This window comes from Butyrivibrio sp. VCD2006 (assembly GCF_000423925.1).
Lineage (GTDB): Bacteria > Bacillota > Clostridia > Lachnospirales > Lachnospiraceae > Butyrivibrio.
Genome location: NZ_AUIX01000016.1, coordinates 101,498 through 118,730, shown reverse-complemented (window position 1 = coordinate 118,730; position 17,233 = coordinate 101,498). Strand labels below are relative to the sequence as shown.

At 43.4% G+C, this 17,233-nt stretch carries 11 protein-coding genes and 1 other RNA gene; 10 read left to right on the top strand and 2 right to left on the bottom strand.

Features of this window, described 5'->3' with window-relative positions:
* Positions 1-87: 87 nt before the first annotated feature.
* The 3 genes from rpoD (at position 88) to G586_RS0108030 (ending at position 4,036) form a co-directional block, all read left to right on the top strand.
* Positions 88-1,353, top strand: a complete 1,266-nt coding sequence (gene rpoD / locus G586_RS0108040) for an RNA polymerase sigma factor RpoD (protein WP_026527349.1) — start codon at positions 88-90, stop codon at positions 1,351-1,353.
* Between the two features lie 219 nt (positions 1,354-1,572).
* Positions 1,573-2,346 (top strand): class I SAM-dependent methyltransferase, encoded by a 774-nt coding sequence (locus G586_RS0108035; RefSeq protein ID WP_035772792.1) that lies wholly within the window; start codon positions 1,573-1,575, stop codon positions 2,344-2,346.
* A 37-nt stretch (positions 2,347-2,383) separates the two neighbouring features.
* Positions 2,384-4,036: a nucleoside kinase gene (locus tag G586_RS0108030; RefSeq protein ID WP_026527347.1), complete on the top strand. Its 1,653-nt coding sequence runs from the start codon at positions 2,384-2,386 to the stop codon at positions 4,034-4,036.
* On the opposite strand, the gene G586_RS0108025 is transcribed toward G586_RS0108030, so the two are convergent.
* Together G586_RS0108025 and rnpB are read right to left on the bottom strand one after the other, a co-directional pair.
* Positions 3,992-4,858: a trypsin-like peptidase domain-containing protein gene (locus tag G586_RS0108025; RefSeq protein ID WP_081674279.1), complete on the bottom strand. Its 867-nt coding sequence runs from the start codon at positions 4,856-4,858 to the stop codon at positions 3,992-3,994. The two genes, G586_RS0108030 and G586_RS0108025, sit on opposite strands and share 45 nt — an antisense overlap.
* A gap of 33 nt (positions 4,859-4,891) precedes the next feature.
* Positions 4,892-5,237, bottom strand: an RNA gene (gene rnpB / locus G586_RS24810) — RNase P RNA component class A.
* Between the two features lie 167 nt (positions 5,238-5,404).
* On the opposite strand from rnpB, the gene G586_RS24795 reads away from it, so the two are divergent.
* The 7 genes from G586_RS24795 (at position 5,405) to lepA (ending at position 17,198) form a co-directional block, all read left to right on the top strand.
* On the top strand, positions 5,405-6,493 hold the full coding sequence (locus tag G586_RS24795) for a GGDEF domain-containing protein (protein WP_051204648.1): 1,089 nt from the start codon (positions 5,405-5,407) through the stop codon (positions 6,491-6,493).
* 162 nt (positions 6,494-6,655) lie between these two features.
* Positions 6,656-10,513 (top strand): hypothetical protein, encoded by a 3,858-nt coding sequence (locus tag G586_RS26005; RefSeq protein ID WP_155834052.1) that lies wholly within the window; start codon positions 6,656-6,658, stop codon positions 10,511-10,513.
* A gap of 139 nt (positions 10,514-10,652) precedes the next feature.
* Positions 10,653-11,870, top strand: a complete 1,218-nt coding sequence (locus G586_RS0108005) for a GTP-binding protein (protein ID WP_026527344.1) — start codon at positions 10,653-10,655, stop codon at positions 11,868-11,870.
* 107 nt (positions 11,871-11,977) lie between these two features.
* Complete coding sequence (locus G586_RS0108000) at positions 11,978-12,946, top strand: TIGR03943 family putative permease subunit (protein ID WP_035772788.1); 969 nt, start codon at positions 11,978-11,980, stop codon at positions 12,944-12,946.
* A 188-nt stretch (positions 12,947-13,134) separates the two neighbouring features.
* Positions 13,135-13,398, top strand: coding sequence for a 30S ribosomal protein S20 (gene rpsT / locus G586_RS0107995; RefSeq protein ID WP_026492600.1), 264 nt, complete (start codon positions 13,135-13,137; stop codon positions 13,396-13,398).
* A 254-nt stretch (positions 13,399-13,652) separates the two neighbouring features.
* The gene (locus tag G586_RS0107990; RefSeq protein ID WP_026527342.1) at positions 13,653-15,263 is read left to right on the top strand and encodes a hypothetical protein; all 1,611 of its coding nucleotides are present in this window, start codon (positions 13,653-13,655) and stop codon (positions 15,261-15,263) included.
* Between the two features lie 117 nt (positions 15,264-15,380).
* Positions 15,381-17,198 carry a translation elongation factor 4 gene (lepA, locus tag G586_RS0107985; protein WP_026527341.1) on the top strand — a complete coding sequence of 606 codons (1,818 nt, stop codon included), beginning with the start codon at positions 15,381-15,383 and terminating at the stop codon, positions 17,196-17,198.
* Positions 17,199-17,233 lie beyond the last annotated feature (35 nt).

The following is a 17,233-nucleotide window of genomic DNA, read 5'->3' as shown; positions in this document are numbered from 1 at the left end:
AAGGCAGTTAAGGAAGAGACTGCAGAGAAGGCTAAGGCACCTGCAAAGAAGGCTGCAAAGGCTAAGGAAGAAACCAAGGAAAAGGCTGTGCAGAGTTCAGATGAGCTCGATGAGGAGACCAGAGAGAAGTTTTTACAGAAAATAAGAGAGCTTCTCGCCCTTGGTAAGAAGAAGCAGAATACTCTTGATTATAACGAAATCAGTGATTTCTTAAGAGATCTTAATCTTGATGAGGAGAATCTTGATAAGGTTCTCGAGCAGCTTGAGGCAGCAGGCATTGATATCATCAGAATGGAAGATGATGTTGATGTAGATATTCCGGATGATGATGGCGTGGTACTCGGCGATGAAGAAGAGGTTGATATGGAAAATATCGACCTGTCAGTTCCGGATGGTATCAGTATTGAAGATCCGGTCCGCATGTACCTTAAGGAAATCGGTAAGGTACCGCTCCTTACAGCTGAGCAGGAGATCGATCTTGCACAGCAGATGGAAGATGGAATGATGGCTGAGCGCATCATGGCAGCCGGCGGTGCAGATAAGGTTGATGTTAAAGAGGAAGAGGCTGAAGCATACGAGCGCGTTAAGAATCTTGATATGAAGGAGCTCAAGAGCGTTTCCTTCATGGGAGATGAAGCAAAGAAGCGTCTTGCAGAAGCAAACCTTCGTCTTGTTGTAAGTATCGCAAAGAGATATGTCGGAAGAGGTATGCTTTTCCTTGATCTTATTCAGGAAGGTAACCTTGGTCTTATCAAGGCAGTTGAGAAGTTCGATTTCCGTAAGGGATTCAAGTTCTCCACATATGCAACATGGTGGATCCGCCAGGCTATCACCCGTGCTATAGCTGACCAGGCCAGAACTATTCGTATTCCTGTACATATGGTTGAGACCATCAACAAGCTCATCCGTATCAGCAGACAGTTGCTGCAGGAGCTTGGCCGCGAACCCACACCCGAAGAGATTGCAAAGGAAATGGGCATTCCGGTAGAGCGTGTGCGTGAGATACTTAAGATATCCCAGGAGCCTGTATCACTTGAGACTCCTATCGGTGAGGAGGAAGATTCACATCTTGGTGATTTCATCCAGGATGATAACGTTCCTGTTCCCGCAGACGCTGCTGCGTTTACACTTCTTAAGGAGCAGCTCGTAGAGGTTCTCGGAACTCTTACAGAGCGTGAGCAGAAGGTATTAAGACTCCGCTTTGGACTTGATGACGGAAGAGCAAGAACTCTTGAGGAAGTCGGCAAGGAATTCAACGTAACACGTGAGCGTATCAGACAGATCGAGGCAAAAGCGCTCCGTAAGCTTCGTCATCCCAGCCGCAGCCGCAAGCTCAAAGACTATCTTGACTAAAAAAACCTTTTTTACAGAAGGAAATAAAAACTAAAGCTTTCACCAGATGGAGACGGTGATAGAATATCTAAAGCCTTCCCCAGATGGAGACGGTGATAGAATATCTAAAGCCTTCCCCCTCGGGGGGCGCACGACGTCCGGGGGACGTCGGCTTTGCGCGGACCGAAGCGGAGCGAAGACGGTGTCACCGAAGGTGACGGATGAGGGTTAAAAGCGTACATGAATAATAAAACTATCTCCCTATCCAATCGTCTATTAGCAGTGGCAAATTTAGTAAAGTCAGGTGACTGTGTATGTGATATCGGGACGGATCATGGATTCGTTCCGATTTATCTTATTAATTCAGGCATCTGCAGACACGCTATAGCAATGGATGTAAACGAGGGCCCGCTAGAGAGGGCGAGAGAACATATAGAAGAATACGGTCTCTTGGATGCAATAGAGACAAGGCTTTCCGACGGAATGGAAAAGCTTGGAGACAATGAGGCGGATACAATAGTCTGCGCCGGCATGGGCGGACTTTTGATGAAGCGAATACTTGAGGATGGAAATCCCCGGAAAAAGGGGATTAAACGCATGGTTTTGCAGCCTCAGTCTGATCTTATGGGATTTAGAGAATACTTAAGGCAGGAGAAATTTTTTATTGAGGATGAGGCAGAGATTTTCGAGGATGGAAAATACTATGTGGCCATTTGCGTAACTGTCTGTGGTGGTGAAGTCAACGAGGCATATGACAGGGCCCGGGATGAAATTCGTAAGAACTGCGCAGGTGCTGACATCTCGGATAATGTTCCAACCAGAATCTGTGACAGATTCGGCCCCTGCCTGCTAATAAAAAGAGATGAAGTTTTGAGAGAATACCTTACTCATGAGAAGAGCGTATGTGAGGGTATTTTATTAAAATTGTCTGAAAATGAGCATACTTCCAGAAGAAATGATATTATAAATAAAATTGACGATATAACAATTGCACTTAGCTTATATCAAAACTGAATTAGTGAACATTACTTCATTGTGTGGAGGATAATATATGCCAAAACTGAATATAAACGGTGAAGAAAGAGAATATGCAAAAGGCACGACCTTTGAAGAGATAGCAAGGGAATATCAGGACAAGTATGACAATCAGATAGTGGGTGTTGTATATGGATCCAGAATCCGCGAGCTTATGAAAAAGGTGGACAGGGATGAAAAGCTGACCTTCATTACTACAGCAGATGAGATAGGTAATAACACCTACACTCGTACCGCTATTATGATGCTTATTAAGGCTGTCCGCGATGTTGCCGGAAAACAGCGCGCTTTTATCAAGGTTGAGTATAAGATTGGCAATGGTTTTTACTGCAGCATAAAGGGTGACTTTAAGGTTACCGAAGTATTTGCTGAGAATGTGGAAAAGAGAATGCGTGATATGGTAGACGATGCACTTCCTATCACTAAAAAGGGTTATCCTTTACCTGATGCCATCGAGATTTTCAGAAAAGAGGGCATGGAGGATAAGGTCAGACTTTTCCGCTACAGAAGAAGCTCTGAAGTAAATGTGTATAAACTGGATGAATTCAGTGATTATTATTACGGATATATGCTCCCTAATACCTCATACGTGAAGTGGTTTAAGGTTGAGAAGTATCATGATGGTCTCATTTTGCATCTGCCTTCAAGAAAGCACCCGGATCAGATCACGGAAACTGAGCCCAGGGAGAAGCTGTTTAATGAAATGCAGCGTTCTACTGAGTGGGGCGAAATGATGGGAATAGAGACAGTCGGAGATCTTAACGATGCGATTTGCAGAGGTGAATTTAATGACATCATGCTGGTGCAGGAGGCACTTCAGGAGAGACGTATCGGCGAGATAGCCCAGAAAATCTATGAGCGCAAGGATGTTAAATTCGTAATGATCGCAGGTCCAAGTTCATCAGGCAAGACATCCTTTGCCAACAGACTGTCAATCCAGATGCGGACCTATGGTCTTCGCCCGCATCCGATCAGTCTTGACAACTACTTTGTTAATCGTGAGGATACACCGCTTAATGAGGATGGCAGCTATAATTTTGAGTGCCTTGAGGCTCTTGATGTTGAGCGGTTTAACAAGGATATGATGGATCTTCTTGAGGGTAAGAGGATTGAGATGCCTGAGTTCAACTTCGTTACAGGCAAGAGGGAGATGAATGGCAATTTTATTCAGCTAAAACCCGGAGATGTTCTCGTTATCGAGGGAATCCACGGTCTTAATGAGAAGATGAGCTATGCACTTCCCGCAGAGTCCAAGTTCAAGATATACATAAGTGCTCTTACAACACTTAATATTGACGGACACAACAGAATACCTACGACAGACGGCAGACTTCTTAGACGTATTGTCAGAGATGCAAGGACAAGAGGAGCCAGTGCCAAGCATACAATTGCAATGTGGGATTCTGTAAGAAGAGGAGAGCACCTTAATATATTCCCATATCAGGAAGATGCTGACGAGATGTTTAACTCTGCACAGATTTATGAGCTTGCAGTTTTGAAACAGTATGCAGAGCCGCTGCTTTTTGCGATTAAAAAAGACGAGCCGGAATATTTTGAGGCAAAGCGCCTCCTTAAATTCCTGGACTATTTTGTTGCAGTAGATTCACAGACTTTGCCTAAGAATTCACTCTCCAGAGAATTCGTTGGAGGAAGCTGTTTCAAGGTTTGATAACATATGTTGGATATCGGTGAGACGAACTGCAACAGTCTCACCCTTATCTGAACCGCCCACAAGAATTCCGACGTAGTTCCCGAAAATATCGAAGACTCCGCCGCCAGACATTCCGCTGTGGGCATTCATTTTTATATAGATCATTTTGTAGCCGTAATCGGTTACCATAATGTCCGGATTAATAACAGAACCGTAAATATATTTGCCGGCGATTCCGGAGTTAGTTCCGTAGTAGTCATAGCTTTGCAATTCCTTGGCGTTTACTATGTGCTCTGAATCGAGGGCAATTGCGGTCTGTTTTTTTTCTTTTTCAAAAGTATTAAAAGCCTGATAATCTATAGAAATTTCTCTTAAGCTTATAAGATCATACGGATCGATGGAAGAAGTAGCTACACTTATTATAGCTGCGTCAAAATCTGGATCCTTTACTTCAAGTCTGGCATCAAGTGCCACCTTCCCATTAAAGAAAATTACATAATTACTCCCGGTATCATCCCAGTTTTTAACCACATGCTCTGCAGTCAGTATAAGTATTTTGTCACTTTTTATGGAAACAATATTTCCTGCTCCGTACTCTCTGCCAACCTGAATCTGAACGGTGGACGGCCTGACGTTAAATGCAGTGCGGATCACATCATTTTCTGTTTTGGTACCTGTTTCATTTTTGGGAGTTTTAAATGCATCAAGAGAGAGCATGTCTTCCGCAATCTCAGAGGGCATCGGCCCCTGGGCATTACAGCTTAGTGTGCTTAGTGGGGATAATAATGAAAGAAATAAGAAGAGCAGAGCCTTAGCTGCTGTATTCGAACGCTTAATCATATCCAATCTCTGTGCACCAATTAGACTTTTTTACATATGAGCAGGCCTGTAAGCCGGGTTATGTCGAGAATGATCATCTATCTAGGACTGCCGTTACCGACAGCCTCGAGCGACCCACCTGAAAACGGACCGGGCCAGCCCATAGTTTTCTTTTCGGTCTTGCTTCGGATAGGGTTTACATGGCTACAGATGTTACCATCTGCACGGTGGTCTCTTACACCGCCTTTTCACCCTTACTCATAAAGAGCGGTTGTTTTCTGTTGCACTATCCCGGGAGTCACCTCCGCCGGACGTTATCCGGTATCCTGCCCTACGAAGCCCGGACTTTCCTCACCCGCGCCCTTACGGGACTTGCGGCCGCGATCATTTGTCCTGCTCATACATATGCATTTTATCAATCAAAAAAAATATGTCAAGTACAAAAAACTCGCATACTCGAGAGCTACTAAGCCGCGGCTAAGTTCTCTTCCAAATCTTGAAAGTTTAGTATGGTAATGTGTTACATCTTTCATTGTGCGCAGCGATGATTTCTAGTAAAATTATTGTATGATTCAGCGAAAAATACCTAATGATGAACTTAATACTTTTTACCAGTCAAAGTTTGAATATTATAGAAAAGTTGCGGCGCTTGCGGCGATAGCCACAGGACTTTTAGAGGTCTTCTATTTTATCTCGGACTGCATTATCTTTGGAAGGTTTGCTAACGAGACGCTTATACCGCGCATTTCAATCATGGTGCCGATTCTTCTTTTTGTTCTTATTAACCCTAAGGTTAAGGACTATAAGTGCGGAAGCCTTCTGTATTATATGATGCCGCACTGCGCAATGTGGGCGACTATCTGGGCTATCTGGTTTCTTCCAAACAGAGACTTTGCGCGTGAAGGCTTTATTATAATGCACTTTGGATTTTTGTGTGTGGGACTGGCCATGCCTGTAAGGTACCACATAGTAATGCACGCCTTTCTTTTCCTTAATATCATTGTTTCAAACCTATTCATACATTATGAACATTTTGACATGATGATAGCGTTGGCATTTCCACTTTATATTGGCGTTATTCTCATTATGATGATCCTTGAAAATTCGTATGCCGACCATTATCTGATAAAAAAGGAAATTGAAAAGAATTCGGTTACGGACCCTCTGACTGAGGTTTTCAACCGCAATAAGCTTGAGGAGATAGTCTCTGCTGATGGTGAGAAGCTTGAAGTTGGGCATATAAAGGATGCATCGATTTTGATGGTGGATATCGATAAATTCAAAAGAGTTAACGATACCTATGGACATGAGGGCGGCGACAAAATTCTTGTTTTTGTATCTGATCAGATTAAAAAACATATCCGTTCTACCGATCTGATTATCAGATGGGGCGGAGAGGAATTTGTTGTTCTTTTGATGGGAACCGCTTTAGATGTGGGTCTTAACATAGCTGAGCACATCAGAAGTGCAGTGGAAGCTGCGGAAAACGACGTGACCCCTGTCACAATCTCAGTAGGAGTCAGCAAATATGAGGGTGGTAACTACCACGATGCTATAAATAAAGCGGATCAGGCACTTTACTATGCCAAGGAACACGGAAGAAATCTGGTGGTCTGCTATGAAGATATCGAGGATGAAATCTTAAGGAATTCTTAAGGGAGTTTTAAGGCTTTCTTGAATTTGAAAAAACGTCTTGTCATAAAATTTTGGGTGTGATATAGTCTCAACTTGTCGGCAGTCAGCCGGCACAGTTTCCGGAGTTTCTCCGTGACGATTTCCATTTTTTCCTAAAGTTTTATGAAAGGCGGTTTTTTATTTATGAGACCAATTAAACAAAGTAACTCGATGAAAGAGCTGTTAAAGAAGCTCAAGAGACATGACACACTTGTGCTTGCTTCCGGTGTTGTGGCAACATCACTTTTATGCGGTGGATTCGTCTATGTGACGACGCCGGCGATAAGTGCTGATGCTGCTCAGGAGGTAGTTCGAAGAGATTCGCTGGGAGTTCAGAAAAAAGCCAGCGATCAGTTAAATGAGGTAGCTAATTATCTTGAAAAGCTTGATAAGGTAGTGACTGAGAGCCAGGATATTGTGAAGGAGGTTCAGACCGTTCAGAATGAGCAGAAAGAACTTACTGAGCAGACGATTGAAACTCAGAAAACTCTGGAGACTCAGAAAGTTATCGAAAGTGAAAAGACATTAGCTTCTCAAAAAGATATAAATAATAATTCTACGCAGGTAGTTGAAAAAATCAGCGGGCTTGATAAAGAGCTTGATTCTATTCATTCAGAAATCTCTGATACAAATTCCCAGATAAAAAAATTGCAGGAAAGCATGGATAAGGGTGGCGATCTTGATCCTGACAAGGATAAGGCGGATTTTGCCCAGATAACCAATGCACTTAATGATATCAAGAAAAGCTGCGACAAATCAGGAGCCGATGTAACTGAGATTATTGAGCAGATTAAGGATGAAAAGAGCGATAATTCAGGAAATCAGCAGACCGTGATCAGCTCACTTGAGACAATTGTTCACTCTCTCGAGAAGGTTGATACTAAGGAAAGTCTTACCAAGATGGAGAATGATCTTAAGGTAACACAGTCCACATACGTTGCCATGCTTGAGGACGTTGAAAAAAGTGTGAGCAAAACTTCTGATAATATAAAGAAGGTAGGGGATAAGGTCGGTAAGGTAGCTGATAGTGTCAGTGATGTTGAGAAAGAAATCGATGGCATTCGTAGCAGCCAGGAGCATACCGACAATAAGCTCGATACAATCGGCACTGAAGTAGGAACTGTTAAAGGCGGTGTTGAAAGCATAGGAAACACTGTCGGAAATGTACAGGGCCAGGTCGGAGTAGTGCAGGGACAGCTTGAGTCTGTACAGGGACAGGTTGAATCTCTGGATAAGGACATCGAAACTGTCAACGGAAAGGTTGAGTCAGTGCAGGGCCAGGTTGAAATGACAAATGATCGAGTGTCATCTGTAGGTGATAAAGTTGACTCTGTAGAAAACCGGGTGAATTTAGTAGGCGATCAGGTAAATTCAGTAGGCGATCAGGTGGATTCTGTGGAAGGCAAGGTTGCTAACGTAGATGGAAAGGTAGCTACGGTAGATGGCAAGATTGATTCTGTAGACGGCAAGGTCGACTCTGTAACTGGTAAAGTCGATACCGTAGACGGAAAAGTAGACTCCGTAGATGGTAAGGTTGATTCCGTAGATGGAAAAGTAGCTACAGTAGACAGCAAGGTTGACACAGTAGATGGAAAAGTTGACTCTGTAGATGGAAAAGTAGACTCCGTAGATGGAAAGGTTGATTCCGTAGACGGAAAGGTGGCTGCTGTAGATGGAAAGGTTGATTCCGTAGACGGAAAGGTGGCTGCTGTAGATGGAAAGGTTGATTCCGTAGACGGAAAGGTGGCTGCTGTAGATGGAAAGGTTGATTCCGTAGACGGAAAGGTGGCTGCTGTAGATGGAAAGGTTGATACTGTAAACGGAAAGGTGACTGACGTAGACGGCAAAGTAGATTCTGTAGATGGAAAGGTATCCATAGTAAATGGTAAGGTTGAAACAGTAGATGGAAAAGTATCTGCTGTAGATGGCAAGGTAGACTCTGTAGGAGACAGGGTGGAATCCGTAGGTGACCAGGTGGAATCCGTAGGAGATCAGATTGAATCCGTACAGGGGAATGTAGGTACAGTAGATGAGCATGTTGGTTCTGTGAGCGGAAAGGTCGATACTGTAAAAGGTCAGGTTAATTCTGTAAAGGATAAGGTTGATTCGGTAGATGATCATATTGATTCCGTAGAAGATCTGATTGATTCTGTCAAAACTCAGATTGGAACTGTAATCGGACAGATCAAAAATGTTGATGACAAGGTTGGAACAGTCGATAAGAAGGTCGGAAACGTTGATGGAAAGCTGACGAATGTTGATGGAAAAATAGGTACAGTAGACGGTAAGGTCACCGGCGTCGACAAGAAAATCGGAACAGTCGAGGGCAGGATTAGCAACGTTGAAAAGAAAATCGGCACAGTAGACAGCAAGGTTTCTACTGTAGATGGCAAAGTTGCGACAGTAGATAATAAGGTCACAGCCGTAGATGGCAAGGTTGCGACAGTGGATAACAAGGTCACAGCCGTAGATGGCAAGGTTACAACAGTAGACGGCAAAATCGGAACTGTAGATAAAAAGATTGGAACAGTAGACGGCAAAGTCGGTACTGTAGATAAGAAGGTTGGCACAGTAGACAGCAAGGTTGCGACAGTAGATAACAAGGTCGCAACAGTTGATGGTAAGGTTACAACAGTAGATGGCAAGATCGGTAATGTAGACAAAAAAATCGGCACAGTAGATAGCAAGGTTGGAACTGTAGATACCAAGGTTGGCAACGTAGATAAGAAAATCGGAACAGTGGACACTAAGATTGGTAATGTGGACACTAAGATTGGCAGTGTGGACACTAAGATTGGCAGTGTGGATACTAAGATTGGTAGCGTGGACAAGAAGGTTGGAGGCGTGGATACCAGAATCATTTCGGTTGACAAAAAGATCGGAACTGTACAGGGAGAACTTAGCGGAGTCAGAACAAAGCTGAACGAAACGGATGCCAAAATTGATTCAATTTCCGGACAGCTGCAACAGGTTTTTCAATGTTCGGACAGTAATCGTAAAAAGCTGGCATCCATACTGTCCGAACTTTGCGGCTATAAAGCCGATAAGGATGCAACATTTGATGAACTTATTGAGGCTGTAAAGCTTATTCCTGCTCATGTAATTAATTCAGGAAATGTGGTTTACGAACATCATTATCATAAAGATGTAAATGGAAAACAGGTAAAGGATAAGTCAACTCAAAAAGGCGGCTGCTTTACAGAGCCTATCTATCATCAGCATACTAATTCCTGCTATTCACAAAAGGCAATATATACTTATGTACCGGAATTTAGAGAAAGTGTTCATTATTCAAGAACCGGTGAGCAAACTTTTTATTACTTATGTATGGTATGTAAAGAAGGCTTTACTGATAAAAATCATACTCATGAAACAACGGACATAAATGTTGCGGCGGCGAGTAAAAGCTATGTGACAAGAACAGAGCCATATCTTAGCTGTGTAAAAACAGATAAGACCGTAGATGCCTGGGCTCCCGGATGTGGATATTCAGAAGGGGATATTATGACAGCAACAATAACCTATCCAAAGGTGTTCACAAAAAGTAATAAAACCAAGCTGAACTCACTTAATACATCAATGATGTCAAAATCTAAGGGCGTTACAGTTAATGAGGAGCTGTTCAGTTTTGATGTATTCCAGGATGAAACTTATAATGAAGATGACTGGGGTGAAGAGGATTATTATGATGCTGCAGAGGAAAACCAGCCGCAGGAATCTCAGCCTGTAGAAGGTGAGCAGGAAAACGCCGGTCAGGAAACGCCTGCTCCTGCCGCTGAGGAGACGAGCCAGGATCAACCTGAAGAGAATACGCAGGAGAATAACAATACTGAGCAGAGTCAGGAAGATGTGAACCAGACTGAAGAAAAAACACCTGATGTTGATCAGACTGATGCACAATCTAATGATGATCAGAATGCAGAGGAACAGGTACAGGAGGACCAGCCTTTGCAGGAGCAGGTGCCGGAGGATTCTTCTAATGATGTAAATAGCGAAGGCTGATACTGATTAAACCTTACGATGCTCATAGTAACCGGATGCTAACAGTAAAAAGCCCATGCAGCGCTGATTTCTTGACATTCTTTTATGGCTGGCGGTAAAATACGATGTACATATTTATATAGAATGGAGTGTGATTAATATGACAAAAATTGATATTATTTCAGGCTTCCTTGGAGCTGGGAAGACGACACTTATAAAGAAACTCCTTAAGGAGGCGCTTGCTGGCACTAAGACAGTGCTTATTGAAAATGAATTTGGAGAGATCGGTATTGATGGCGGATTCTTAAAGGAATCCGGCATTGATATCAGAGAGATGAATTCAGGATGCATTTGCTGCTCACTGGTAGGAGACTTCGGAACTTCACTCAAGGAAGTTATGGACACATATGCACCTGAGAGAATTCTTATTGAGCCTTCAGGTGTAGGTAAGCTTTCAGATGTTATGAGAGCTATTCAGAACGTGGCTGATGAGAGCTCTGACCTTACAATGAACAGCGCTGTTACAGTAGTTGATGTAAGTAAGGCTAAGGTTTATATCAAGAATTTCGGCGAGTTTTTCACAAATCAGATTGAAAATGCCGGCACTATTCTTCTTACAAGAACAGATAAGGCTGATGCTGCCAAGATTGAGACAGCTGTAGAGCTTATCCGTCAGCACAATCCTAAGGCTACTATCATCACAACACCCCTTGACCAGCTTAGCGGTCAGGAAGTGCTTGATACATTTGAAGGTAATCATGACCTTGAGGCAGAGCTTCTTAAGGAAGTGCTTGCACAGAAGGCTGAGGAGCATCATCATCACCATGACCATGGCTCAGAGAAGTTCACAGATGAGGAAGGTGTAACTGTTTACAGAGCTCACAAGCATGATCACGACCATGATGAGCATGACCACGATCACGACGAGCATGAGCATCATCATCACGACCACGATGAACACGATCATGATCATGAACATGAGCACCATCATGACCACGATGAACACGATCATGATCACGAACATGAGCACCATCATGACCACGATGAGCATGATCACGAGCATGAGCATCATCATGACCATCATCACCATGATGCTGACGATATCTTTGTAAGCTGGGGAATGGAGACTCCTGCTAAGTACAACAAGTCTGAGATTGAGGCTATGCTCGGAAGACTTGAGGAAGAGGAGACCTTCGGTATTGTTCTTCGTGCTAAGGGTATGGTTCCCGATGAGAACGGCGGATGGATCGAGTTCGATTATGTTCCCGGAGAGCCTACAATAAGAGATGGTGCCGCTGATGTTACAGGTAAGTTCTGCGTTATCGGTGCTGAGCTCAATCAGGATAATCTTGAGAAGCTTTTCCGCAGAAAGCTTTGATTTTTAGTAAACGGCAAATACTTTTGACGCCTACTTAAATTATCATCAATTCCCCGCTTTAAGGCTTTTACCTTGGCGGGGTAATTGCGTATGGAGTTACTTTATTTATGTTTGGAAGGAAAAGAGAAAAGAAAATGAAACCGGTTTATGTAATAAATGGATTCCTTGACAGTGGAAAGACAGATTTCTTCAAGTATACGCTTGCACAGCCATACTTTAAGACCAAGGGAGAGACTCTTCTTATTGTTTGCGAAGAGGGCGAGAATGAGTATGACGAAAAACTCTTAAAGGCAACAAATACAATACTTGAGACCATAGAGGATGAGGAGGATTTCACACCTGCAACTCTGATGGCACTTGAGGCTAAGTATGATCCTGAAAGAGTTCTTATCGAGTATAACGGAATGTGGAATTTTAAGAATTTCCGTCTTCCCAAGGCATGGAGACTCGAGCAGCAGATCACTATCATTGATGCTTCAAGCTTCGAGCTTTATTTCACCAACATGAAATCACTTTTATCCGAGCAGCTCAGAAACTCAGAGCTTATTCTGTTCAACAGATGTGACGGAATAGAGGACCTCGCTACTTACAAGAGAAATGTTAAAGCCATCAACCAGAAGGCGGACATCATCTTCGAGGATATGAACGGAGAGGTAGATGTGACTCTTGATGAGGACCTGCCCTTTGACCTTAACCAGGATCCCATTGAGCTCAATAACTTTGGCTATGGAATGTTCTATCTTGATGCTCTCGAGCACGTAGACAGATATGATGGAAAAAAGGTAAGATTTACAGCTATGGTGGCTAAGCCCTTCGATATGGCGGACAATGCATTTGTTCCCGGCAGAATGGCAATGACCTGCTGCGCTGAGGATATGCAGTTCCTTGGATTTAAATGTGAATATGACAAGGCTTCTGAGCTCAAGGAAAAGGATTGGATCAAGGTTACCGCTGAGGTAAGAAAAGCACTTGTTCCCGAGTATCAGGGCGTTGGACCTCTTCTTAATGTTGTGGAGATAGAGCACGTTAAGGAGCCTGAAAATCCTGTTATAGATTTTTCTAATCCGGAGGTTTGATTTAGATTAAGGTTATAGAACTTTGTTTGATGTATGATGGCTGTGATTGAGAAAAGGCTTGACATTGGAATAGGAAATAGCTAAAATATTTGGGTGTATGTGGCATTGACTGTCCGTGTCCGGTTTCAGAGCCATATTACCTATGATAACGTATCAAATTTCAATTAAGTAACAATATGGAGGAAATTATGGCTAATATCAAATCTGCCAAGAAGAGAATTCTTACAAATCAGAAAAAGGCTGCTAGAAATCAGGCTATCAAGTCTGCTGTAAAGACAGAGATCAAGAAGGTTAGAACAGCTATCGAGGCTGGAAACAAGGACGAGGCTGCTAAGGCACTCCTTGCTGCTACATCAGCAATCGACAAGGCTGAGTCTAAGGGCGTATTCAAGAAGAACACAGCTTCTAGAAAAGTTTCTCGTCTTGCTCAGGCTGTTAACAAGATTCAGTAATTTATATATTAAGACTTTTAAAAGAGGTTCAGTTATCTTCTCACCGATAGCTGAGCTTCTTTTTTTATTGTTTTTGAGTCATGGGGACGGTTACGCATCACTGTGAAAATGAATGTTAGAAAAATGTGAACTTTCTGCGAACTGTATAAATCTTTAAATTTTTTTAAGTTCAATTTAGGTTTCCACTTCATAATGCCCATTAAAATAAAGCAAACGGATGCGCTTTAACGGGCATCAAACAAGGAGATTATGAAATGAAAAGAAATGAATTAAAGAGAATTTTACCTATAACAATAATGACAATGATGTGCATAGCAGTAACAGCATGCAGTCAGCCTACTACAGGAACCTCAAATAGTGAAGCTACAACAATTACAGAGGAGGCTGCCCCTGAGGATAGCGAGGCTCCTGCCGAAGAAACAGAAAGTGACGCTTCTACAGACAAGCCTGAGGGAGAACCTACTGATGGAGAGACACCTCCGGAGAAGCCGGACGGCGAAGCGCCTGATGGTGCTCCGGGTGAGAAGCCTGAAGGTGAGGCACCTGATGGTGCACCCGGAGAGAAGCCTGATGGTGCTCCTGGTGAAAAGCCTGATGGAGAGGCTCCTGGGAATCCTCCTGAGGGAGGCGGTGGATTTGGCGGTGGAAGCAGCAGTGCTGATATAGAGTACAAGGGAGCTACAGAGATCACAAGTGCTGATTCTCAGAGCGGAGAAACCTACGAAAGTAGCACAGCAGATGAGAGTGCACTTATTATAAGCACATCAGATGATGTAAACATAACTGATGCCACAGTTACTAAGACCGGTGATTCTGACGGCGGAGACAACTGTAATTTTTACGGCCTTAATGCAGCTGTTTTGGTAAAGGACGGATCCACCACAACGATTACAGGTGGAACAATTACTTCAGATGCAGATGGAGCTAACGGAGTTTTCTCATACGGCGGAAACGGTGGTAAGAACGGTGCAGAGGGTGATGGAACAAAGGTGATCATATCTGATACTACTATAACCACTACAGGCGATGGTTCCGGCGGAATCATGACAACCGGAGGCGGTATTACAGAAGCTTCAAATCTGACTGTTGAGACCAGCGGAAGATCCTCGGCTGCAATCAGAACAGACCGAGGAGGCGGTACAGTAACGGTTGATGGCGGCAGCTATACTACAAATGGACTTGGTTCACCTGCAATTTATTCTACTGCTGACATTACTGTATCCAATGCGACTCTTACATCAAATCTTTCAGAAGGCGTGTGCATTGAGGGAATTAACTCAATTACCTTAAATGACTGCGATATGACCGCCAATAATACTGATACCAACGGCAATGCAACTTTTTATGACACAATTATGATCTATCAGTCCATGTCAGGAGATGCAGACAGTGGTACGTCAGTCTTCACTATGAATGGCGGAGCACTTACCAGCAAAAACGGGCATGTATTCCATGTAACAAATACCAGGGCTATTATCAATTTGAATGGTGTAAGCATAGTCAATAAGGATTCTGACAATATTTTGCTTTCAGTTTGTGCTGATGGTTGGAATGGAGATGTAAACAATGCTACGTTAAATGCCAGTGCCCAGATACTTGAAGGTACAATTCTTGTAGGAAGCGATTCTGAGCTTACTCTTAATCTGACAGATGGCTCAGAGTTTACAGGAACAATTGACGGAAACATTACTAATGCCAAGGGCGAAACAGTTTCTACAGAGGTTGGAACCGTGTCAGTATCTATAGATAAAAGCAGTACATGGACTCTTACAGCTGATACTTATATCACATCCTTTGACGGCGACGCATCAAGTATAAACACTAATGGCTATACACTTTATGTAAATGGTGTGGCACTTTCATAAATAAATTATTTATATACTACGCAGCTGCGGCGAAAGGTTTTCGCCGCAGCTGATTTATGTTATCATTACTTGTTAGACTTTTTAGAGCAAATTATTATTTATAGAATTTGGAGTAATATGGCAGAATTTGATCAGAGTAAAATTAGAAATTTTTGCATAGTTGCGCACATAGATCACGGTAAGTCCACACTGGCTGACCGTATGATCGAGACCACCGGTGTTCTCACAAGTCGTGAGATGCAGAATCAGGTCCTTGATAATATGGACATAGAGCGTGAGAGAGGAATCACCATCAAATCTCAGGCTGTTCGTATGGTCTATAAGGCTAAGGACGGTGAGGAGTACGTTTTCAACATGATAGATACTCCCGGTCACGTGGATTTCGGCTATGAGGTCTCAAGAAGCCTTGCAGCCTGTGACGGAGCAATCCTTGTAGTTGACGCTACTCAGGGCGTTGAGGCTCAGACTCTTGCTAATGTATATCTGGCTCTTGACCATGACCTTGACGTTTTCCCTGTAATAAACAAGATTGACCTTCCCAGTGCAAGACCTGATGAGGTCAAGGAAGAAATTGAGGATGTAATCGGAATTGAAGCGCATGATGCACCTCTTGTTTCAGCTAAGCTTGGAACCGGTATAGAGGATGTCCTTGAGTCCGTTGTGAAAAAGATTCCGGCACCTACAGGTGATCCTACGGCGCCGCTTCAGGCTCTTATTTTTGATTCAGTATATGACTCATACCGCGGAGTTATCGTGTTTGTCCGCGTAAGAGAAGGTGTTTTGAAAAAGGGCATGCTTGCTAAGTGCATGGCATCAGGAGCATCATGGGAAGTTGTTGAAGTAGGATATTTTGGCCCGGGACAGTTTATTCCCTGCGATGAGCTTTCAGCCGGAAGCGTTGGATACTTTACAGCATCAATTAAGAATATTCAGGATGCACGTGTCGGTGATACAGTTACTGATGCGCAGAATCCCTGTACTGAGGCACTTCCGGGCTACAAGAAGGTAATGCCCATGGTTTACTGCGGACTTTACCCTGCAGATACCGCCAGATATCCGGAACTTCGTGATGCACTTGAAAAATTGCAGCTTAATGATGCCTCTCTTTTCTATGAACCCGAGACATCACAGGCTCTTGGATTCGGATTCAGAGCCGGCTTCCTTGGACTTTTGCACCTTGAGGTAATCCAGGAGAGACTTGAGAGAGAGTATAATCTTGACCTTGTAAGTACCGCGCCCGGTGTTGTCTATAAGGTTCATAAAACTGACGGAACAGTATTTGAGCTGACCAATCCGTCAAACCTTCCGGATCCTTCAGAGATTGAATACATGGAGGAGCCCATTGTAAACGGTGAGATCATGGTTACCACAGACTATGTTGGCTCAATCATGCAGCTTTGCCAGGAGAGACGTGGAACCTACATAAGTACTGAGTACATTGAGGCTACAAGAGCGGTTCTTAAGTATGAGCTTCCGCTTAATGAGATCATTTACGACTTCTTTGATGCACTTAAATCAAGATCTAGAGGCTATGCATCCTTTGACTATGAGATAAAGGGATATGAGCGCTCTGAGCTTGTTAAGCTTGATATCCTTATCAATCGTGAGCAGGTTGATGCGCTTTCATTCATCGTTCACAAGGACGGTGCATACGAGCGCGGCCGCAAGATGTGCGAGAAGCTTAAGGGTGAGATTCCGAGACACCTTTTTGAGATTCCGATTCAGGCAGCTGTGGGCGGCAAGATCATTGCCCGTGAGACAGTTAAGGCTATGCGTAAGGACGTCCTTGCCAAGTGCTACGGTGGTGATATCAGCCGTAAGAGAAAGCTTCTTGAGAAACAGAAGGAAGGTAAAAAGAAGATGCGCCAGATTGGTAGCGTAGAGATTCCTCAGCAGGCCTTCCTGAGCGTATTGAAGCTTGACGAAGGTAATTAAGCATATTCATAAAGCCTTCTCCCTTCCAGGGAGAA